Below are 21196 nucleotides of genomic sequence, written 5' to 3'. Positions count from 1 at the left end.
ACCGCACTCGGCCGAATCTGGAGCACGACCAATGTTCGTTTCGAATGCGCGGTCCTTCGTCCGCACGCGCCACTTCGGCGCCGCCCTCGCCGCCGCGTCGGTGATCGCAACCGCGGCCGCGGTCGTCGGCACCGGCGACGGCCCCGTCGCCAACGCCGACGCCGTCGCCTCCGTGACGGTCGGATACCGCGAGTCCGGTGACCTGTTCGCGCACCTGGAGCTCCCGGGGCTGACCGCTGCCGGGTCGGCGTCCACGTCGGGGGAGACGCCGGCGGCCGAGGGTGAGGCCGAGCCTGCGTCCGGTGAGTGGCTCGCGTCGGCGTCCGCGGGGTGGGTGCAGACGAAGTCCTCGCCCGCGGAGGAGCAGGCCACCGTCGAGCTGGCCTCCGCACCCGTTCCGGCGGAACCGGCCCCGGCCCCGGCGCCGCCGCCTCCGCCGCCGCTCGCGGTCACCCCGGATGAGTTCGCACGGATCGTGCCCGGCATCTCGGGTGAGAAGATCGCGCAGTACATCCTCCCGCTCAACGACGCGATGGCGCACGGTGGCATCGACAACCCGGTCCGTCAGGCGGCGTTCATCGCGCAGCTCGCCGTCGAGTCCGACGGGTTCCGCACTTTCGAGGAGTACGCCTCCGGGCGCGCCTACGAGGGCCGGGCCGACCTCGGCAACACTCAGCCGGGGGATGGTGAGCGGTACAAGGGGCGTGGTGCCATCCAGATCACCGGCCGCCACAACTACGAGAAGGTGAGCCAGTACACCGGCATCGACTTCGTCGCGCACCCCGAGCTGCTGGCGGCGCCGGAGAACGCGTTCACCACCGCGGCGTGGTACTGGACGTCGCGCAACCTCAACCAGGTTGCGGACACCGCGGGGATCGTCCGGGTGTCCGAGCTCGTCAACGGCGGCCATCACGCCCTCACCCGGCGCATCGAGGACTTCCAGCGTGGACTGGACGTGCTGATCCGCCCCTAGGGGCGCCGGAATCGGTTCGAAGATTTACAGACAGTCTGGACTGTTTGTTGCTATCGTGCCGGTGTGACCCAGGACACGGAACGTCCGACACGGACGCAGGCGCAACGCAGCGCGCACACCCGCCAGAGGCTGCTCGACGCGACGATCGAGTCGCTCGTCGAGCTGGGCTATGCCGGCACCAGCACCCAGGGCATCGCCCGGCGGGCCGGGGTGTCCCGCGGGGCGCAGCTACACCAGTTCCCGACCAAGGTCTCCCTCGTGGTCGCCGCGGTGGAGTACCTGGTGGAGAAGCGGCTCGCCGAGATCCTCGCCACCCGACCCGCGCCGGAACGCGGACTCGAAGTGCTCGTCGACGCGTTCTCGGGTCCGCTGTTCTACGCGGCTCTCGAACTGTGGGTCGCCGCGCGCACCGATCGCGAACTGTTCGAGGCGATGGTGCCGCTCGAGCGGGTCGTCAGCGACGCGCTGACCGGCGGGGCCACCGAGGTGATGGGCGAACGATTCGGACCCGACGGGATCGAGCTGAGCATCGAATTGGCCCGTGGCTTCGCGGTGTCCGCGTTGTTCCGGACCCCGGCCGAGGAGTCCGAGCGCCGGGCGCGCCTGTTGCCGGCGTGGGAGGCGATGGTGACCGGGCGATGAGCACCACGACCGCATTGACCGAACTTCCCTCGCACACCCGCGTTCTCGTCGTCGGAACCGGGTTCGGCGGACTCGCCGCGGCGGCCGACCTGGTCCGCGGCGGCCGGGCCGCGGACGTGGTCGTCGTCGAGCGCGCCGGCGAGGTCGGCGGCACCTGGCGGGAGAACACCTACCCCGGCTGCGCCTGCGATGTGCCGACGACGCTGTACTCGTTGTCCTTCGCGCCCAGCCCGAAGTGGAGTCACACCTTCGCCGAACAGCCGGAGATCTTCGACTATCTCAAGGACGTGGCCACCCGCAGTGGCGTCCGGGCACGCACGGTGTTCGACTGTGAACTCCTGGAAGCGCACTGGGACCAGGCGGCCGCGTTGTGGCGGATACGGACCAGCCGCGGTGAGGTCACCGCCGAGGTCCTGATCGCTGCGACAGGTGCGCTCTCGGCACCGAACCTGCCGGACATCGAGGGCCTGGACTCGTTCCGGGGCACGGTGTTCCACTCGGCATCGTGGAACCACGATCACGACCTGACCGGCGAGCGGGTCGCGGTGGTCGGGACCGGCGCGTCGGCGGTGCAGTTCGTCCCGCAGATCGTCGACCGCACACAGCGGCTGACCGTGTTCCAGCGCACCGCGTCCTGGGTGATCCCCCGGTTCAACCGCACCCGTGGGCCGGCGGAGAAGGGCCTGTACCGCCGATTTCCGTTGACGCAGAAGCTCGTCCGCGGTCTCGTGTACGCCCTGCGTGAGGGTTTCGTCGTCGTGTTCGCCTACCTGACCTGGCTGCTGCCACTGTTCGCGCTGGTGTCCAAGGCGCAGTTGCGGGCGCAGGTGTCGGACCCGACGCTGAGACGCCACCTGACGCCGACGTTCACCATCGGTTGCAAGCGGATGCTGCTGTCCAACGACTGGCTGGCCACCCTCGACCGCGACGACGTCGACGTGGTGCCGTCCGGGTTGATGCGAGTGACGCCCACCGGGGTGATCGGGGCGGACGGCGTCGAGCACGAGGTGGACACCATCATCTTCGGCACCGGGTTCACCCCGACCGAACCGCCGATCGCACGGATGCTGCGCGGCGCCGACGGCCGCACCCTGGCCGAGCACTGGGACGGGAGCCCCAGCGCGCATCGCGGAATGACGGTTCACGGGTTCCCGAACCTGTTCCTGATGTACGGGCCCAACACGAACCTCGGGCACAGTTCGATCGTCTACATGCTCGAGAGCCAGTCCGCGTACGTCCGAGCGGCCCTGGCGCACATGCGTACCCGCGGTCTGTCCGCACTGGAGGTGTCGGCGCGGGCGCAGGAGGACTACAGCGCCCGAATCGGCGAGGCCCTCGGATCGACGGTGTGGAACCGGGGCGGCTGCAAGAGCTGGTACATGGACAGGCGCGGTCGCAACTCGGTGATGTGGCCGACCTTCACCTGGCGGTACCGGGCGCAGATGCTCCGGTTCGACGCCGAGAACTACCGCACGGTGGCGCGCACGGATGCCGAGGATGCGGCGTGAGTGCCGAGCGCGACTACGACGTGATCGTGGTCGGCTCCGGGTTCGGAGGCAGTGTCGCGGCGCTGCGACTGACGGAGAAGGGCTACCGGGTCGGCGTCCTCGAGGCGGGGCGCAGGTTTGCCGACGACGAGCTGCCCGAGACCAGCTGGAAGATGCGGAGATACCTGTGGGCGCCGGCCCTCGGCTGCTACGGCATCCAACGGATCCACCTACTCGCGGACGTGCTCGTGATGGCCGGGGCAGGGGTCGGTGGTGGGTCGCTGAACTACGCCAACACCCTGTACCGGCCGCCGCGGCCGTTCTTCGACGACCCGCAGTGGGGCCACATCACCGACTGGGAGGCCGAGCTCGACCCGCACTACCGGCAGGCCGCGCGGATGCTCGGGGTGGTCACCTATCCCGGCTTCACTTCGGCGGACCGCATCGTCCGGCAGGTCGCGGACGAGATGGGCGTGGGGGACACGTTCACCGCCACCCCGGTGGGCGTGTTCTTCGGTGAGCCGGGCCGGACGAAAGCGGATCCGTTCTTCGGCGGCGCCGGACCGGAACGCACGGGCTGCACCGAATGCGGCGCCTGCATGACCGGCTGCCGTGTCGGCGCGAAGAACACCCTGGTGAAGAACTACCTGTATCTCGCGGAGAAGGCAGGGGCGCAAATCCGTCCGTTGACCACGGTCACGGGTCTGGACCCGCTGCCCGGCGGCGGATTCGCCGTGCACACCCGGCGCACCGACGGGGTGCGCCGCCGCACCCGGACCCTGACCGCGGACCAGGTGGTCGTCGCCGCGGGCACCTACGGCACCCAGCGGCTGCTGCTGGGCACCCGCGACACGCTGCCCGGGCTCTCGGCCCGGCTCGGCACCCAGGTCCGGACCAACTCGGAGGCGGTACTGGCGGCCACCGCGCGTCGTCCCGCGGGGTACCACCGCGGTGTGGCCATCACCTCGTCGTTCCACCCCGACGGTCGCACCCATGTCGAACCGGTCCGATACGGCAAGGGCAGCAACGCGATCGGGCTCCTGCAGACCCTGCTCGTCGACGGGGGCGGGCGGCTGCCGCGACCCGTCAAGGCGCTCGCGGCGATCGCCCGTCACCCGATCGCGTTCGTCCGCGGCCTGTCGGTGCGCCACTGGTCCGAGCGGACCGTGATCGCGCTCGTGATGCAGACCGGGGACAACTCCCTCGAGCTCGGCGTCCGTCGGGGGCGTCGCGGCCGCGTCCGCCTGGTCAGCCGGCGTGGCCCGGGAGATGCGCCGCCGACCTGGATTCCGCAGGGGCACGAGTTGATCCGCTCGGTGGCCGACAAGATCGGCGGCGACCCGGGAGGATCGCTGGCCGACCTGGCGAACATTCCGATGACCGCGCACTTTCTCGGTGGATGCCCGATCGGGGAATCCGTCGAGACCGGCGTCGTCGACCCCTACCAGCGCGTCCACGGTCAGCCCGGGCTGCACGTTGCGGACGGGTCGGTGGTCAGCGCCAATCTCGGGGTCAATCCGTCGCTGACGATCACCGCTCTGGCCGAGCGCGCCTTCTCGCTGTGGCCCAACCGGGACGAACCGGACCCGCGTCCGCCGCTCGGGTCCTCGTATCGCCGCGTCGACCCCACCCCGCCGCTCCACCCGGCGGTACCCGGGCACGCGCCGGCCGCCCTCGTCCTGCCCACACCCGTGATCCGACCGAACGAGAGTGTCGATCCGCGCGGAACGTGACATCACACGCGGGTGGCGCGGGCCCACGCGGGATCCGCCCGGCGAGCGGCCCGGCCGTCCGTGGGCGACGCCGCGTTGTTTGGCCAGCTCATTGTGGGGTTTCTGGGATCGATCACAACTTTTCACAACTTTTTTCTGATTGTGTGTAACGCCCTGTTGTGGAGGGTCGATAGTCAGGTCGTCCCGCGTTGCAGCCAGACCCCCGACCCGGTTGCAGCGCGGGACACCTTTGTCTCTGGCCGTCTCGAGACCGTCGCCTTGTGACCTCCACCGAAAGGCGGCCCGGTTCGCCCCCGCTACCCTGGACGTTCGAAGCGGGTCCTGGCCCAGCGGAACGACACGACCGGGAGGGCCTCGACATGACCGGAGGAACCGACAAGCGCTCGGGTGCGGAGCGGGGAGCCCCGCTGCCCGACGAGCCCGCGCACCTGGCGGTTGACGAGTCCGCCGCCGTCGAAGAGCGCACCGAGACCCCCGTCGCCGAGGACGCCCAGGAGACGGTGGCCATCGACACCACGGCCGCCGCGGTCGGGCCCGACGCCCCGGGCCCCGCGGTCGAGCCCGCCGCCGCCGACTCCGTCGCCCCCGACTCCACCCGCCCTGACTCCGTCGTTGCCGCGGACGCCGCCGCGGACACGGCGGCCGTCGACACCCCGGGCTCCGCGGTCGAGCCGGACACCACGGGCTCCGTGGTCGCCGAGGAGACAGTGGCCATCGACACCACGGCCGCCGCGGTCGAGCCCGACGCCCCGGGCCCCGAGGTCGAGCCTGCCGCCGCCGCTTCCGTCGCCCCCGACTCCGTCGCCCCCGACTCCGTCGCCCCCGACTCCGTCGCCCCCGACTCCGCCGTCGCCGAGGACGCCGCCGCAGACACGGTGGCCATCGACCTCACCGCGGCCGAGCAGCCCGTGGCAACCGAGTACGTGCGCCCGGAGGACGTGCCGACCACGGTCCTGCCCAAGGTGACCCTGCCCCCTGTCGTCGCACCGGGACCCGGCGCGGTGCCGCCGTCGGACGTGTCGACCCCGCGCGAGCAGCCCGCCGGGCCGCGGCCGGAGCAGCCCCCCGCGGCGAGGTCGAGCGCCGCTGCCGCACCGGTCTCGGTGCAGCCGCCGTCCGGCGTGCCGTCGGCACCGGCCGATCCGTCCTCCAACCCGGCCGAGCCCACCCCGACCGCCGGTTCCCGCGGCGGACGCCGTGTCGTGATCGCCGCGGCGGCCGGGGTGCTGACGGCCGGTGCAATCTGGTACGCCGCGGACCTGGCGCTTTCCTCGGATCGGGTGCCGCGGGGCGTGACCGTCGCCGGCGTCGATGTCGGCGGGAAGTCCCACGCCGAGGCCGAATCCGTGCTGCGGGCCGCGATCGACCCGCGCGCACAGCATCCGGTGCCGGTGCGAGCGGGCGACGTGACGACCGAAGTGGTGCCCGCCGCAGCCGGTCTCGCCGTCGACTGGTCCGCCACCCTGGACCGCGCGGGTGACCAGCCGCTGAACCCGATCACCCGGCTGACCTCACTGTTCACGCACCGCGAGGTCGGGGTCGCCTCGACGCGCGACGAGGCCGCCCTCGCCGCCGCGGTCGAAGGACTGCGCCCCCGAACGGACCGTGCACCCGTCGAGGGAGCCGTCGTGTTCGACGGGGTCACGCCGGTCGCGGTGTCACCGTTGCAGGGGCAGACGCTCGACTCGGCCGGCGCGGCGGAGGCGCTCGCCGACGGCTGGGCCGCGTCCGGTGGTGTCGAGGTTCCGGTCACGGCCTCGCCGGTCTCGGTCACGCAGTCCGGCGTCGAGCGGGCACTGCGCGACGTCGCGACCCCGGCGGCGTCCGCGGACCTGGTGATCACCGGTCGCGACGGCGGCACCGCGGTCCTCACCCGGGACCGGATCGGGTCGGTGCTCACGTTCGCCCCGGACGGCAACGGGGGTCTCGCCCCGCAATACAACGTGGACGCGGCGATCGGCGTGCTCGGCCCGCAACTGGCCGGCACCGAGGTCAAGCCGAAGGATGCGTCGTTCAGCCTGTCCGGCGGGGCACCGAAGGTGGTACCGGCGGTGAGCGGCGAGATGATCGAGTGGCACAAGACCCTCGAGTCGCTGGCCGCGCGGCTCACCGAGTCCGGGCCGCGCACCCTCGACGCCGTGTACGAGCCGAAGCAGCCCGAACTGACCACCGAGGCCGCGAACAAGCTGGGCATCACCGAGGTGATCGCCGAGTACACGACCGGGGGCTTCGAATACGCGTCCGGCGTGAACATCCGGCTGGCCGCGAGCGAGATCGACGGTGCGTTGGTCAAACCGGGCGCGACGTTCTCGCTCAACGACTACACGGGTCCGCGCGGCTCCGCGCAGGGCTACGTCGAGTCCGGGATCATCAACAACGGCCGTCCGGACAAGGCCGTCGGTGGCGGCATCAGTCAGCTCGCGACGACGTTGTACAACGCCTCCTACTTCGCGGGCATGGAGGACGCCGGCCACACCGAGCACAGCTACTACATTTCGCGGTACCCCGAGGCGCGGGAGGCCACGGTGTACGAGGGCGCGATCGACCTGAAGTTCACGAACAACACGGACACCGGTGTGCTCATCGAGACGATCGGCACCAGCTCCAACATCACGGTCCGGCTGTGGGGAACCAAGACCGTTGACGTCGAATCGATCACCGGTGAGCGCTATGCCCACACGTCCCCGAACACGGTGACGTTGCCAGCCGGCGCCGGCTGCATCGCGTCGTCGGGTGCGCAGGGGTTCACCACCTCGGACACCCGCGTCATCAGCGACCACGCGTCGGGTCGGGAGCTGTCCCGCAACACCCGGACCGTGAAGTACGACCCGGTGCCGATCGTCCGCTGCGTCAGCGCGGAACCCGCTCCCGCCGCTGCTGCTCCCGCCGCTGCTGCTCCCGCTCCCGCCGCTGCACCTGCCGCTGCTCCCGCTGCCGCCGCTCCCGCCACTGCCCGTCCCGCCACTGCCCGTCCCGCCGCCGCCCGTCCCGCCGCGTCCGAGGACGAGTCGGACGAGTCCGGGGAAGAGTCGGAAGACGAGTGACGGCCGGGCCGGCGCGATCCTCGTGATCGCGTTCGGCGGTTCAGTGGGGAATCGGCGCGACGTCGGGGATCTCACCACCGAGAATGCGCCGCTGCGTGTCGTGCAGTTGCCGCTCGCCGAGCCGCTGCAATCGCACTCTGCCGGCCGGGAATCGGCCCACCACATGGTGTTTGACGATGTTGACGGCCAATCGGCCGATCGGATACCACGGTGGCCGGACCGGAACCTTCAGTGCCCGTACACCGGCCGGGCCGAGGAGCGTGGTCGCCAGCGACAGCCCGCGTTCGTACTCGTACCGCCGCCGCAGCCACTGGAAATGGTCGTAGCGGGTGTGCAGGGGCAGATCCACGAGTGACCGGGCCAGCGCGTAGCTGTTCTCGTCGGCCGCGGGCGAGGACGAGCCGATCTGGTACATCATGCGCAGGCCGGCCCGCTCGTCGAACGGGAGCCAGCGCGGGTCGACGCCTATCAACCAGCCCACGTAGCACCACAGGTGCAGGACCGCGTCGGCCTCCTCCCTGGTGTAGCGCACCCCGAGGACCCGGGTGTGAAGCAGGAACGTGATCGAGAACAGGCCCAGCGTGCCGGCCTGGTCGAACTGGTTCACCGGTAGGCCGCGTTCGCCGCTGTCCCAGTCGGTTTCGTGCTCGTGGTGGTAGTCGACGAACGCGTGCATCAGGCGCACGTGCACCGACAGCGTGAACCCTGCGCCGAACCGGTCCAGGCCCCCGTCGGCGACACACCCGTTCCACCAGGTCCCGGTTTCGGCGATCCGGCGGCGGGTGCGCTCACCGGTGAGCCGCCCGGACGCCACCAGTACGGGCAGCGGCCCGGAGTTGTTGTATCCACCCAGCAGTGAGCCGTACGCGAGCACGTCGCCGACGTCGGACCCGACCCGGCGCAGCGTCCGCGCGCCCAACGCGACGAGGTCGCGATCGACCCAGTCCGGCGTGTCCTCGATCAGTGCGAAGTAGTCGCGAAGTGGGGCCGGTGCGTCGGGGACGGAGTCGACGCCCTCGGCGAGTGCCTGCCGGAACTGGGCGAGGGTGACGGTGCGGTCCTCGCGCATGGCCCGGACCAGGGCGGCGCTCGGCTCGTCGCGTTCGAGCAGTGCGCGCCGCAGGTGGTCGGCCTCCTGCGGGGTCGCGTCGGGTGCGGGCCAGGCGAAGGGGCGCAGGGGCGCGGTGACCCGAGCGGAGTGCGCGCGGTCGCGCATGTACCGGGCGGGCCGGGCGGCGGTGGTCGTCACAGGCCCACACTGCAACTGACAACGAACGTTGTCAATACCTGGGCGGGCGGGAATCGGCGATCATCCGAGGCGACGCTGCAGGGCCATCGCGTCGAACGGTGCGCGACCGAGGGCGTCGTTGTCGAAGTACACGTACACGTCGAGGCCGGTGCGGGCCCAGTCACCGATCCGGTGGGCCCAGGCGTCGAGGCTGCGGCCGGCGTAGCCGCTCGTGTACAGCTCCGTGTGACCGTGCAGTCGGACGTACACGAAATCGCACGTCGGGGTGTCGACCACCGGAAACCGTCCGGCACTGTCCGCGACCACGAGCGCGACGCCCCGATGCTCCGCCACGCGCAGCACCTCAGGTGTCGTGAACGAGGGGTGGCGCACCTCGACGGCGTGGCGGACCGGCCGGTCGGCGTCCGGGTGCACCACCGCCCGGTCGGCCCGCACCTTGGCGTCGTGCTGCGCCGCGAGGTCGGCGATCGAGGCCGTCGAGCGGGGCAGAGCGGCGAGGAAGTCGTCGAAGCGGTCGGCGTCGAAGGGCAGCGTCGCGGGCAGCTGCCACAGGAACGGGCCCAGCTTCGACTCCAGGGCGAGGACACCGGAGGCGAGGAAGTTCGCGAGCGGGGCACCCACGTCGGTGAGCCGCTTCATGTGCGTGATGTACCGGCTGCCCTTGACCGCGAACACGAAGTTCGCCGGCGTCTCGTCCCGCCACCGCGCGTAGGTTCGTGGCTGCTGCAGGGCGTAGAAGGACGCGTTGATCTCGATGGACGACATGCGGGCCGCGGCGAACTCCAGTTCGCGTCGATGCGCCAGCCCACTCGGATAGAAGTCGCCGCGCCATCCGGGATACACCCAGCCGGAGATCCCGACCCGGATCCGTGCCACCTTTCGAGGCTATCCCCGGAACCGGCCCGCCCGCGGGTGAGCCGGAGGACGATGGATGCATCTGGCGGACCGAAACGAGGGACGAGGATCATGCCCAAGTATCTGTGGCGGGTCGGCTACACGACGGACGGCGCGGGCGGCCTGCTCGCCGAAGGGGGATCGGCGCGGCGCGACGCGATCCGCACCGCGATCGAGAGCGTCGGCGGCACCATGGAAAGCTGCCACTTCGCGTTCGGCGGTGACGACCTCTACGTCATTGGCGAGGTCCCCGACGAGGTCGCGGCGGCGTCGATGAGCATTCGCACCGCCGCCGCGGGCGCGGCGAGGACGAACACGGTCGCACTGCTCACGCCCGAGCAGATCGACGAGGCCGTGAAACGCCCCGCCGACTACCGGCCCCCGGGTCGCTGACCCCTCGCGTCGACGCCCCGGCGAAAACGGCGATGCCGCGCACCGAAACCCGGTGTGCGGCATCGCCGTTGTCCTGATCTGGGCGGTTCCGCCCGAATCGTGTCGCAGTCCTAGAACGCGGCCTCTTCCATCTCCATGATGTCGTTGTCGACGTTCGCGACGATCCCGCGCGACGCGGTCAGCTCGGGGAGCACGTTCTTGGCGAAGAAGGACGCGGTCGCGACCTTGCCCTCGTAGAACGGCTTGTCCTTGTCGGAGGCGCCGGCGTCGAGCTTGCCGAGCGCGATCTCCGCCGCCTCGAGCAGCTTCCAGCCGACCAGCAGGTCGCCGACCGCCATCAGGAAGCGGACCGAGCCGAGGCCGACCTTGTACAGCTCCGTCGGCTGCTCCTGGGCGCCCATCAGGAATCCGGTCAGCGTCGCGACCATCGCCTGCACGTCCTCGAGCGCGGTGGCGAGCAGGGCCCGCTCCGACTTGAGGCGGTTGTCGGCGTCGTCGCGGTCGATGAACTTCTTGACCTCGCCGGCCACGTGCGCCAGGGCGACGCCGCGGTCACGGGCGATCTTGCGGAAGAAGAAGTCCTGCGCCTGGATCGCGGTGGTGCCCTCGTACAGGGAGTCGATCTTGGCGTCGCGGATGTACTGCTCGATCGGGTAGTCCTGCAGGAAGCCGGAGCCGCCGAGCGTCTGCAGCGAGTCGGTCAGGTACTGGTACGCGCGCTCCGAGCCGACGCCCTTGACGATCGGAAGCAGCAGGTCGTTGACGCGGTGCACGAGGTCGCCCTCGGCGCCGGAGACGTACTTGGCCACCTCGACGTCCTGGTGTGCGGCGGTGTACAGGTACACCGCGCGCATGCCCTCCGCGTAGGCCTTCTGCATCGCCAGCGCCCGGCGCACGTCCGGGTGGTGGGTGATGGTCACGCGCGGGGCGGCCTTGTCGGTCATCTGGGTCAGGTCGGCGCCCTGGACGCGCTGCTTGGCGTAGTCGAGCGCGTTCAGGTAGCCGGTCGACAGGGTCGAGATGGCCTTGGTGCCGACCATCATGCGGGCGTGCTCGATGACGTCGAACATCTGCGCGATGCCGTTGTGCACCTCGCCGACCAGCCAGCCGACGGCCGGGACGCCGTGGCCACCGAAGGTGAGCTCACAGGTGGCGGAGGCCTTCAGGCCCATCTTGTGCTCGACGTTGGTGACGAAGGCGCCGTTGCGCTCGCCGAGTTCGTTCTTCTCGAAGTCGAAGTGGAACTTCGGCACGAAGAACAGCGACAGACCCTTGGTGCCGGGGCCTGCGCCCTCGGGACGGGCCAGCACCAGGTGGAAGATGTTCTCGAACAGGTCGTCGGAGGTGGCGGAGGTGATGAACCGCTTGACGCCCTCGATGTGCCAGGTGCCGTCGTCCTGCTTGATGGCCTTGGTGCGGCCGGCGCCAACGTCCGAGCCGGCGTCCGGCTCGGTCAGCACCATGGTGGCGCCCCAGCCACGCTCGACGCAGGTGGCGGCCCACTGCTTCTGCTCGTCGGTGCCGTTGTTGAACAGGACGTTCGCGAACGACGGGCCCGCCTGGTACATGAAGGCGGCCGGCTGCGCGCCGAGCATCATCTCGGCGATCGCCCACACCAGCGCGCGGGGGACCGGCACGCCGCCGATCTCCTCGTCGAGGCCCATGCGGTACCACTCGGCGTCCCACATCGCCTTGAAGGACTTCTTGAAGGACTCGGGCAGGGTCGCCTCGTGGGTTTCCGGGTCGAAGACCGGCGGGTTGCGGTCGGCGTCGGCGTAGGCCTCGCCCAGCGGGCCCTCGGCCAGTCGCGCGACCTCGCTGAGCATGTTCTTGATGGTGTCGACGTCCAGGTCGCCCCAGGTGCCCTCGCTCAGCGGCTTCTCGAGGTCGAGTACCTCGAAGAGGTTGAACTCCAGGTCACGAACGTTGCTCTTGTAATGCCCCATGTCTTCTGTCTCCCTGAGATGGTGCGGTCCAGCCCCTGGTAATGCCCACGTTCTGGCCTTGTCCAGTCTGCGTCGAGGTACCGCCCTAGCGGCTACTCGTCAGTAACTTAGCCGATGTTACTCGTGATTCAGTTAGGTGCCAACAGAACCGCGAAAACCGACAACCAGGGCCTCGCGGCGGTGCTCGCCGGTGGCCTGGCCGGTGCCGGCGCCCGCGGTGTCGCCGTCGATCCACCGCGCCGTGGTCACCGTCAGGGCCCCGGTCACGTCATCCGCGAGTTCGTCTGGTGTGCAAGGGAACTGATCGTTGTCGATCTCCTCTCCTGCGGGGCCGTGTTCGAGGACGAGCAGGGTGCCGCCGGGGCGCAGCGCGCCGGCGGCGCGGCGGAGGAAGCGGCGGCGTGATTCCGGCGACAGTTGCAGATGGCAGCACAGGACCAGGTCATGTTCCGGCCGATACTCGATCTCGGTCACATCCGCGTTCACCCAGGTCAGCCGCTCACGCGTCGCCCGGGGCAGTGGTGCGGACGCATGGACCGCCTTCGTCAACGCCACCGTCGAGAAGTCCACGGCGGTCACCTGCCACGCGCGCAACGCCAGCCACAGCGCATTCCGGCCCTCGCCGCAGCCGAGGTCCAGGGCCCGGCCCGCAGGCAGTGTCGCGACGAACTCGACGACCGCCGCGTCCGGGGCCGACCCCCACAGCAGTGCTTCCCCGGTGTACCGGCGGTCCCAGTCGCGTGCGTCCATGCGGTGACCGTACGGCGCTGTCGTGGCGGCGCGGTGGACGTCAGTGGCTGAGCGTGGTGCGCAGCAGCAGCACGTTGTAGTTCGAGTGCACGGTCGTCAGGAAATACAGGTCCGGGCCGCTCGACCAGGGGTGGATGTACGCGCCGTAGGCGGTCGGCAGCTCCCGGGTGTCGAGCAGGACCTCCGGTGGCCCCCACGGTCCGGTCGGGGACGGGGAACGACGCATCACCACCGAGTTGAAGTTGTCGGTCGTAAGCATCAGGTACTGGCCGAGGAACTCGTTGTACTGGACGGAGATCTCGCCGACGCCGCCGAAGACGATCGGCGCGGCGGCGTTCACGTCCCCCTTCTTCCACTCGGTGCCGTTCCAGTACTCGTACGCCCCGAGATCCTTGATCTGCTTCTCGGGCACCCGCGCGATGTAGGCGAGCGTGCCACGCCCCGGCGGGGTTCCGTACTGGTAGACGTAGCCGCCGTCCTTCAGGAACGCGCTCATCTGGAAGTTCCGGTTGCCGTCGACGTTCGGGCGGGTCGTTTCGGGCGCGACCGTCCAGTTCTCGCCGTTGTCGGTGGAGAAGGCGAGCGTCGAGTTGTTGGTTTCCCACTTGCCGGGTTCACCCCAGTGGTTCACCGACATCAGCGACATGTACTGGACGCCGTCGACCGCGACCCCCGCCGTGGGGATCCGGCTGATCTCGACGTACGGAATCTTCGGGCTGGGCACCAGCTCCTTCGACTGGCCCAGGAAGTCGCGCGGGGTGCTGTCGAAGGCCATGCCGTCGGCGAGATTGTGGTCGGCACTGCGGTAGAGCGTGTTGCTGCGCCACGACCACAGGCTGCCGTTGAGCAGGTTCGGCAGGCCGAGACCGGCCGAGTCGCCGAAGGCGGTGAGGACCTCGCCGTTGCCGTTGTCCCACATTATGCCCAGGTCCGTGCCGAGCACGTTGGTGTCCTGGGTGCGGTTGGCGCTGAGCAGGCCGGTGGCCTGGGCGACCGCATTGGTGCGTCCGCGCAGGTCGGGAAGGCCGTTGGTGCCATTCAGTCCCGGAATCGGATTGACCGCGTTGGGATTCGCGGCAGCCGGTGCGGCAACCGCGAGCGCGGTCGCCGCGGCGAGAGCGCAGGTCCGCACGGCGGTGCCCACCCCCGGTCGGCGTCTTCCCGGTACATGTCCACCCATGGCGCGTTCACCCTTCGACTGTTGTCGTGTCCTGTGCCGCGGAAACAGTGGGGCGAGAGCCGGCGTGCCGTGGAGCACGGGGAAGGTCTCGCACCCGTGACGGTCCCGTATGGCGTAAGGGATGTCGGGTGACGATCGTAGTGACCGCACGCGCATATTTCCGGGAGGAGTGGGACGGATGTAAACGTGTGTTGCGCATGTGGTGATTTCGATGCCGCATTGATCGTTTTCGTGCCACGGCCGGTCACCGCGGTGATAAGAACCGCCTGTGCCGAAATGGTGGACCGTCCAGTCCGCCAACGGAGCCTCACGATGCGTGAAGTGGGCACAGTACGGTGTCAGACGAGGAGTTCGTGGTTTCGCCCGAGCATCCGATTGTCAGAAAAGGAGAAAAAGGTCGATGGGTGCAGCGATCGCGAACACCACTGAGCTTCGTCATTCCGCAATTCTCGGGCTCGGCGTGTACCGGCCCGAGCGGGTCGTGACCAACGAGGAGATCTGCCAGCAGATCGACTCGACCGACGAGTGGATCCAGTCCCGGTCCGGGATCAGGACCCGCCGTTTCGCCGGCCCCGACGAGAGCGTGCTGCAGATGTCCATCGCAGCCGGCCGCAAGGCGCTCGAGGCGGCCGGCCTGACCGGCGAGCAGATCGGAACGGTCATCGTCGCCTCCTCGACCTACCCCGTGCAGACGCCCGCCTGCTCGGCGCTCGTCGCCGAGGAGCTCGGCACCGGCGGCGCAGGCGCGATCGACATCGCCGCCGGATGCGCCGGGTTCTGCTACGCCCTCGGCGTCGCCTCCGACCTGGTCCGGGCCGGAACCGAGGAGCGCGTGCTGGTGATCGGTGTCGAGCGGATGAGTGACTCCACCGAGCCCACCGACCGCTCGGTGCGCTTCATTTTCGGTGACGGCGCCGGCGCCGTCGTCGTCGGACGCGGCGAGGAGACCGGTATCGGCCCGGTCGTCTGGGGTTCGGACGGTGCCCAGGGGCGTGCCATCCGCCAGGAGCCCGACTGGGTCGACTTCGCCACCAACCCGGAGCAGAAGCGGCCGTGGATCATCATGGAGGGCACCTCCGTGTTCCGCTGGGCCGCGTTCGAGATGGGCAAGATCGCCCAGCAGACCCTCGACAAGACGGGCCTGACCGTCGACGACATCGACGCGTTCGTTCCCCACCAGGCCAACGCCCGCATCACCGAGGTGATCGCCCGGAGCATGAACCTGCCGGAGACGGTCGCGGTGTCGAACGACATCGCCGAGACCGGCAACACCTCCGCCGCCTCCATCCCGCTGGCGATGGAGGAGATGCTGCGCACCGGTAAGGCCAAGCCCGGCGACACCACCCTCCTCCTCGCGTTCGGCGCCGGTCTCGCGTACGCCGGCCAGGTCGTGAAGATGCCGGTGCTCGCCAGCTGACCCGCATCCCCGAACAACGCACCGAAGGCGCCGCCCCACCGGGCGGCGCCTTCGGTCGTTCCGGTGTCCCTCTGTTCACGGCTCAACCGTGGCGATCGTGAGGGCGTCGTCGAGGAATTCGATCGGCACCACCGGCCAGGTCGGATCCCAGTCGCCTGTGGCCGTCGCGGTCCGCAGCTTCTCGAGCCCGGGGCGAATGGTCGGACCACCGTCGAGCAGGTACAGGATCATCGAGTGCCGGGCACAGCTCGCCGCGACGCTCGCGAGCACGGCCAGTGCCTCCTGGTCGCGACCGGCGGCGAACAGGCACGCAACGAGCAGTCGGTCCGCCTGCAGCCGGGCTCGGGTCCGGCGGGTGTCGGCGAGACGGTCCACCCAGGCCTGGGCGATCTCACAGGCGAGCGCGGTGTTCGCTGCCGCCCCGGTGCGCAACAGAATCCGGGCGGTCGTCGCGTCCTCCAATTGCGCGGTGATCTCCGCGCTGCCGTCGACCACGGCATCGACCGGCGGCAGCGTCGGGTACCGCGGCGTGCGGGTGCGGGCGGTGACAGGAAAGCCAAGGCGGATGCGCTCGTTGTCGATGCGTGCCCGCAGCCGCGGAAGGTCGAGGGCATCTGCGCAACGGGCCCCCTCCATCAGCCGCTCGGCAGCCGCTTCCGGCTCGCCGCGGCGCACCTTGATCCGGGCGCCGGTCACGTAGCGGGCGATCATCAGCTCGACGATGCCGCCCTCGCCGCCGAGCTCGAATCCCTCGTCGAGGAGCCGTTCCGCCTCGTCGAGCCGGTTCTGCTCGTACAGCAGCTCGCCGAGGATTGCGGCGGCCAGCCGCGCCGAATGCGAACGCGGACCGGACGATTCCCTCGCCACGCGCAGCGCCCGACGGAACCAGTCCTCGGCCGACTCGACGGCAAGCTGCTCGTTCGCCGCCATCCCGACCATGCAGTAGCCGTACATGGTGTTGAACGAGCCGCTCATCGCCTCGTGGTACGGGGCCGCCCACTCCACCCAGCGGAACGCGGCATCGAAGTCGAACCGGTACAGGGCCGCGAAGATCTGGACGTTGGCGACGGCGGTCACCACCCACGGCCGGTGCTTCTGAGGCCGGCTCAGGCACCCCTCGGTGAACCGTTCGACACCGGCCGGGTGATCGGCGAATGCGGCGACCACTCCTTCGAGCAGATCGGCCTCCGCCGACAGGTCGGCATCCGGTGTGGCCTCGAGCGCGCTGCGGGCCAGTGCCAGAATGCGCCGGCAGGCCCCGGTCCGCTGCAGCAGGACGTTGGCCCAGGCCAGCATCAGCTGTAGCCGTGGCCGGCCGACCACAGCGGTCGGTGGCAGTTTGTCCACCAGTCCCAGCAGGGTGACCATCCGGGAGTGTTCGATCAGGTAGGTGCCGTCCCGTTCGACGAGGGCCACCGCTGCATCCGGATCCCCGGCGCGCAGTGCGTGGTCGACCGCCTCACTCAGCAGGTGGTGTTCGGCGAACCAGGCGGACGCGGTGCGGTGCAGTTCCGGCACCCGCTCGGAATGATCGCGGTTGAGCCGACGGCGCAGGTACTTGGCGAACAGGTGGTGGTACCGGTACCAGGTCTCGCTCGGTGCCGAGGTCGGCCCCTCGCTGTCGCTGTCGCTGAGCCGGAGCAGGAACAGATCCCGGGCGGCGACCTCCTCGAGCCGCGCCTGACCGTTGCGGACGCCGGCCAGTGCCGAGGCCAGGGATCCGGTGAGTCGTTCGGTGACGGACGTGGCAAGCAGGAAGTCGAGCAGGTCGGGCTCCAGGAGGTCGAGGACGTTCTCGGCGAGGAACTCGCCGATCGCCTGGTGCTCGGCCAGATGCTCGATCAGTTCGGTGGGGCTCTCACGCCCCCGCAGCGACAGCGAGGCGAGCTTCAGCGCGGCCGCCCAGCCCTCGGTGGATCGGCACAGTCTCGCGACGTCGGTGTCCGTCAGGTGCAGGCCGCCGAGTCCGACGAGCAGTTCCTGTGACTCCGCCTCTTCGAATCGCAGTGCTGCCGAGTCGATTTCGATGAGCTCGTCGAGTACCCGCATCCGTGCCAGTGGCAGGCCGGTGTTGGTCCGGCTGGTCACGATGACCTGGATGTGGTGGCACCCGTTGTCGAGCAGGTAGTCCAGGGCCTCGAGTGATTCGGGGCTGCTCACCCGATGCCAGTCGTCGATGACGATGGCGACGCGACGTTTGGCGGTGTGGATCCGGTTGATCAGCGTGGTCAGTACGTAGGCCTGCGCGTCCTTGCCGTGGTCTTCGAGTGCCTGTCCGAGTTCATCCGCGAGTTCGGGAGCGACCCGGCTGACGGACTCGACCAGGTGGGAGAGGAACCACACGACGTTGTCGTCGTCGGGGGCGACGGACAGCCATGCGACGGTGACGCCGTCCGCGACGAGCGCTGCGCTCCACTGGGCGGCGAGGGTGCTCTTGCCGAATCCGGCGGGTGCGTGGATCACGGCCAGACGACGGCGCTGGCCGGCCCACAGTCGGTCGACGAGCCGGTCGCGCGCAACGAGTGCGCGCCCGGTGACCGGGGGGCGGAACCGGGTGGCGGGAGCGGGCGGTGTGGTCGTGGTCGATCTGCGGGTGCCGGTCCGGCCGACGCGGCCCGTCATCCGCTGCGTGCCGGTGCGTCGCTGGGTGCCCGTGGGGAGCCCGGGGAATGGGGAGATCTCGGCGGGCCCCGACCCGTCGGCTGCATCGGGTAGTGCAATCTCTACCGCGCTGAACCCGTGCGCGATGGTGAGGTCCTGCAGGATCATTCCGAATTCGGCAGCGCTCGCCGGGCGGTCGTCCGGGTCCGACGCCATCGCCGACTCGAGCGCCTCGCACACGTCGGCGGGGATGTCCTCGCCGTGCAGGTCCGGGATGGGGCTCTGGGTGACCCGGAGGAACTGCGCGACGACCTGCTCTCCGTCCCGCCGCTCGAAGGCTGCGTGGCCGGTGGCCGCGCAGAACAGGGTCGCGCCGAGACTGTAGACGTCGGATCGGACGCTGGGCGAGCGGCCCTCGAGAACCTCTGGGGCGGTGTAGGCGGGGGAGCCGGTGATCTGTCCGGTGGCGGTCTCGAACCCACCCCTGGTGCGGGCGATACCGAAGTCGGTCAGTTGGGGCTCGCCGTACTCGGTGAGCAGGATGTTCGCCGGTTTCACATCGCGATGCAGGGTGCCTGCCCGGTGCGCGGTCTCGAGGGCGCCGGACATTTTCGCGCCGATCCGCAGCACCTCGGGCCAGTCGAGGGGGCCGTCGCGACGGATCAGTTCCTGCAGTGAGCCGTGGCGATGGTACGGCATCACGATGAAGGGCCGTCCCGATCGGGTCGTCCCGACCTGCAGGATGTTGCAGATGTTCGGATGCCCGGAGACCGCCCCCATCGCGCGCTGCTCGCGTAGGAACCGCTCGCGGCTGTCGTCGTCGAGCTCACCGCTGAGCACCTTGACGGCCACCGTCCGGTCGAGGCTGGGTTGGGTGCACCGGTAGACCACCCCGAAGCCGCCACGGCCGATCTCCTCGCCGTCGGTGAAACCGGCAGCAGCGAGTTCGGCGGCGACGCCGGAGGGAGTCACACGTTCGGTGAGGGGTGGGTCGGGATCGGGCATCGCACGCTCATGTCCCCGCACCGCTCGGCGGGCACGTTCTCGTCATGTGGTCACCTCGCGGTGCGGTCGAGAACCCCAGGATAATCCCCCTGCGTGCCCGGAGAAACGCCGAAGGGCGCCTCCGCGATGCGGAGACGCCCCTCGGTGTAAGGAAGTCGCTTAGATGGTGCGGACTCCGGTGGCCTGCGGGCCCTTCTGGCCCTGGCCGATCTCGAACTCCACGCGCGCGCCCTCGTCGAGGGTCTTGAAGCCGTTCGTCTGGATCTCGGAGTAGTGAACGAACACGTCGGGCCCGTCACCGTCCTGCTCGATGAAGCCGAATCCCTTTTCCGCGTTGAACCACTTGACGGTGCCTTGTGCCACGTTATTGCTCCTGTTACTGCGAGCCGGCCCTCAGGACGAGGGCTGGTCTCGTGTACAGACTGCCAGCTGAAGCCGTGCGTGTCGACGGCGGGTCTATACTTCGCGGTCCATCGGCGCGTCGCGAGGGCGAGGCCCGGTGGGGTCGCGTGGACCCGGATCGCGCGAATCGGGTAGTGGACTACTCGCGTCGGCGCCCGAGGGGACGCACAGAATCGGCTGATGGGGAGCACCACCGCGCACTCGGAGGTGGGCACGTAGGGACGTCGTGGTCCCGCAGCCCGGCACCACGACCGACGGCGGCGATCGAGGGGTTCGTCGCACAGGGACTGCCGAATCACGATGCAGGGTGGTGGGTACACCCGGCCGCAGAACGGACTGGCGCACACGGGTCGGGCGCCGCCGACCGGCCTGGCAGTCGCCCGATCGCTTCGCACGGCGGCCTTGCATCCCCCTTCCCGTACGCGAAAAATTGGGTACGCAGTGGTCGCGGTCGCGGGCCGCCGGAACGTGAGCGGCGGGCGCCCCGGCTTCGGCGGTGGACCTCGTTCGCCGGCCACCGGCGGTGTACTCGCGGCGGGTGACTCGCCCGCGTGAGGAGAGGGCGATGTTCATTCAAGTGATTCAGGGCAAGGTCGGCGACGAGGCCGGCCTGTTGCGGTGCCTGGACCGGTGGAACGACGAGTTGGCCGCGGGCGCGACCGGGTACCTGGGCTCGACGAGCGGTACGTGCGCCGACGGCACCTTCATCTGCATGGTCCGGTTCGAGTCGCAGGACGCGGCCCGGCGCAACAGCGAACGCCCCGAGCAGGGCGCCTGGTGGGCCGAGACCGAGCGCTGCTTCGACGGCCCGGTGACGTTCACGGACTGCGTGGAGGTCACCGAGTGGATGGGCGGCGGATCCGACAGTGCCGGGTTCGTACAGGTGATGGAGGGTCACACCAGTGACGCGCACCGGATGGTGGATCTGATGTCGCAGGTCGGTGACCGGGTGCACGACATGCGACCCGAGATCATCGGCGGCACGCTCTGCAGCGACGGCAAGGACGGGTACGTGGAGGCCGTCTACTTCACCTCCGAGTCGGAGGCGCGCCTGCACGAGAACGTCGAGGTTCCGGACGACCTGCGCTCGCTGTTCGAGGAGGAAACCGAACTGATGGGGGAGGTCTCGTACTACGACTTGCGCGAGCCGATGTTGATGTCCGCGCGGAAGGGGTGACACCCGCCCGACGGACGGGCCGGCCGGCGGCCCCGGTATTCCGGAAACGGTGTGCCGGGGTCGTTTGTTGCGTGCATGATTGCGTTTCCGCAGGGAACGCTACCCCTCATCCGATTACAAATCTCACTTAGTTAACTATGAGACCTGAGGTATCGTGACCCTTCGATCGCGTCACCACACCCGAGCGAAGCCGAGAGGTACTTCACTGTGACCAGCGTCCAGGAGTCCGCCGCCACCGCGGCGTCGAATGTCCCCGATATCCACACGACCGCGGGGAAGCTCGCGGATCTGCATCGCCGTCAG

The 21196-nt window shown here is 69.8% G+C and carries 15 protein-coding genes; 8 read left to right on the top strand and 7 right to left on the bottom strand.

Annotated elements, in window-relative coordinates; all coding sequences use genetic code 11:
- The first annotated feature begins 31 nt into the window (after positions 1-31).
- The 5 genes from ACWEPG_RS00075 to ACWEPG_RS00055 all read left to right on the top strand — a co-directional run bounded on the left by ACWEPG_RS00075 (position 32) and on the right by ACWEPG_RS00055 (position 7879).
- Positions 32-973 (top strand): glycoside hydrolase family 19 protein, encoded by a 942-nt coding sequence (locus tag ACWEPG_RS00075; protein ID WP_450112024.1) that lies wholly within the window; start codon positions 32-34, stop codon positions 971-973.
- Positions 974-1036: 63 nt separating this feature from the next.
- On the top strand, positions 1037-1615 hold the full coding sequence (locus ACWEPG_RS00070) for a TetR/AcrR family transcriptional regulator (RefSeq protein WP_450112025.1): 579 nt from the start codon (positions 1037-1039) through the stop codon (positions 1613-1615).
- Positions 1612-3123 carry a flavin-containing monooxygenase gene (locus ACWEPG_RS00065; protein WP_450112026.1) on the top strand — a complete coding sequence of 504 codons (1512 nt, stop codon included), beginning with the start codon at positions 1612-1614 and terminating at the stop codon, positions 3121-3123. The genes ACWEPG_RS00070 and ACWEPG_RS00065 overlap by 4 nt, the downstream gene beginning before the upstream one ends.
- Complete coding sequence (locus ACWEPG_RS00060) at positions 3120-4835, top strand: GMC oxidoreductase (RefSeq protein WP_452593575.1); 1716 nt, start codon at positions 3120-3122, stop codon at positions 4833-4835. The genes ACWEPG_RS00065 and ACWEPG_RS00060 overlap by 4 nt, the downstream gene beginning before the upstream one ends.
- Before the next feature lie 359 nt (positions 4836-5194).
- On the top strand, positions 5195-7879 hold the full coding sequence (locus tag ACWEPG_RS00055; protein ID WP_452593574.1) for a VanW family protein: 2685 nt from the start codon (positions 5195-5197) through the stop codon (positions 7877-7879).
- A 40-nt stretch (positions 7880-7919) separates the two neighbouring features.
- On the opposite strand, the gene ACWEPG_RS00050 is transcribed toward ACWEPG_RS00055, so the two are convergent.
- Entirely contained in the window at positions 7920-9128 is a 1209-nt protein-coding gene (locus tag ACWEPG_RS00050; RefSeq protein ID WP_452593573.1) for an oxygenase MpaB family protein, read from the bottom strand.
- 60 nt (positions 9129-9188) lie between these two features.
- The gene (locus tag ACWEPG_RS00045; RefSeq protein ID WP_452593572.1) at positions 9189-10004 is read right to left on the bottom strand and encodes a DUF72 domain-containing protein; all 816 of its coding nucleotides are present in this window, start codon (positions 10002-10004) and stop codon (positions 9189-9191) included.
- Positions 10005-10094: 90 nt separating this feature from the next.
- Here ACWEPG_RS00045 and ACWEPG_RS00040 point away from each other — a divergent pair, with 90 nt between their 5' ends.
- Positions 10095-10415 (top strand): GYD domain-containing protein, encoded by a 321-nt coding sequence (locus ACWEPG_RS00040; protein ID WP_450112031.1) that lies wholly within the window; start codon positions 10095-10097, stop codon positions 10413-10415.
- A gap of 110 nt (positions 10416-10525) precedes the next feature.
- Here ACWEPG_RS00040 and ACWEPG_RS00035 read toward each other — a convergent pair whose 3' ends face one another.
- The 3 genes from ACWEPG_RS00035 to ACWEPG_RS00025 form a co-directional block, all read right to left on the bottom strand.
- The gene (locus ACWEPG_RS00035) at positions 10526-12361 is read right to left on the bottom strand and encodes an acyl-CoA dehydrogenase (RefSeq protein WP_452593571.1); all 1836 of its coding nucleotides are present in this window, start codon (positions 12359-12361) and stop codon (positions 10526-10528) included.
- Between the two features lie 132 nt (positions 12362-12493).
- On the bottom strand, positions 12494-13111 hold the full coding sequence (locus tag ACWEPG_RS00030; protein WP_452593570.1) for a class I SAM-dependent methyltransferase: 618 nt from the start codon (positions 13109-13111) through the stop codon (positions 12494-12496).
- Between the two features lie 40 nt (positions 13112-13151).
- Positions 13152-14291 carry a DUF4185 domain-containing protein gene (locus tag ACWEPG_RS00025; protein ID WP_450112034.1) on the bottom strand — a complete coding sequence of 380 codons (1140 nt, stop codon included), beginning with the start codon at positions 14289-14291 and terminating at the stop codon, positions 13152-13154.
- 400 nt (positions 14292-14691) lie between these two features.
- Between ACWEPG_RS00025 and ACWEPG_RS00020 the strand changes: the two genes are divergently transcribed.
- Positions 14692-15708, top strand: coding sequence for a beta-ketoacyl-ACP synthase III (locus tag ACWEPG_RS00020; RefSeq protein ID WP_450112035.1), 1017 nt, complete (start codon positions 14692-14694; stop codon positions 15706-15708).
- A gap of 75 nt (positions 15709-15783) precedes the next feature.
- Here the strand turns inward: ACWEPG_RS00020 and ACWEPG_RS00015 are convergent, their stop codons facing one another.
- Positions 15784-19314: a protein kinase domain-containing protein gene (locus ACWEPG_RS00015; protein ID WP_452593569.1), complete on the bottom strand. Its 3531-nt coding sequence runs from the start codon at positions 19312-19314 to the stop codon at positions 15784-15786.
- A gap of 159 nt (positions 19315-19473) precedes the next feature.
- Positions 19474-19677 carry a cold-shock protein gene (locus tag ACWEPG_RS00010; protein ID WP_050063916.1) on the bottom strand — a complete coding sequence of 68 codons (204 nt, stop codon included), beginning with the start codon at positions 19675-19677 and terminating at the stop codon, positions 19474-19476.
- A 604-nt stretch (positions 19678-20281) separates the two neighbouring features.
- Between ACWEPG_RS00010 and ACWEPG_RS00005 the strand changes: the two genes are divergently transcribed.
- Entirely contained in the window at positions 20282-20893 is a 612-nt protein-coding gene (locus tag ACWEPG_RS00005) for a hypothetical protein (protein ID WP_452593568.1), read from the top strand.
- Positions 20894-21196 lie beyond the last annotated feature (303 nt).

Source organism: Rhodococcus sp. NPDC004095 (assembly GCF_053604015.1).
This window is presented reverse-complemented; position numbering and strand designations above follow the sequence as displayed.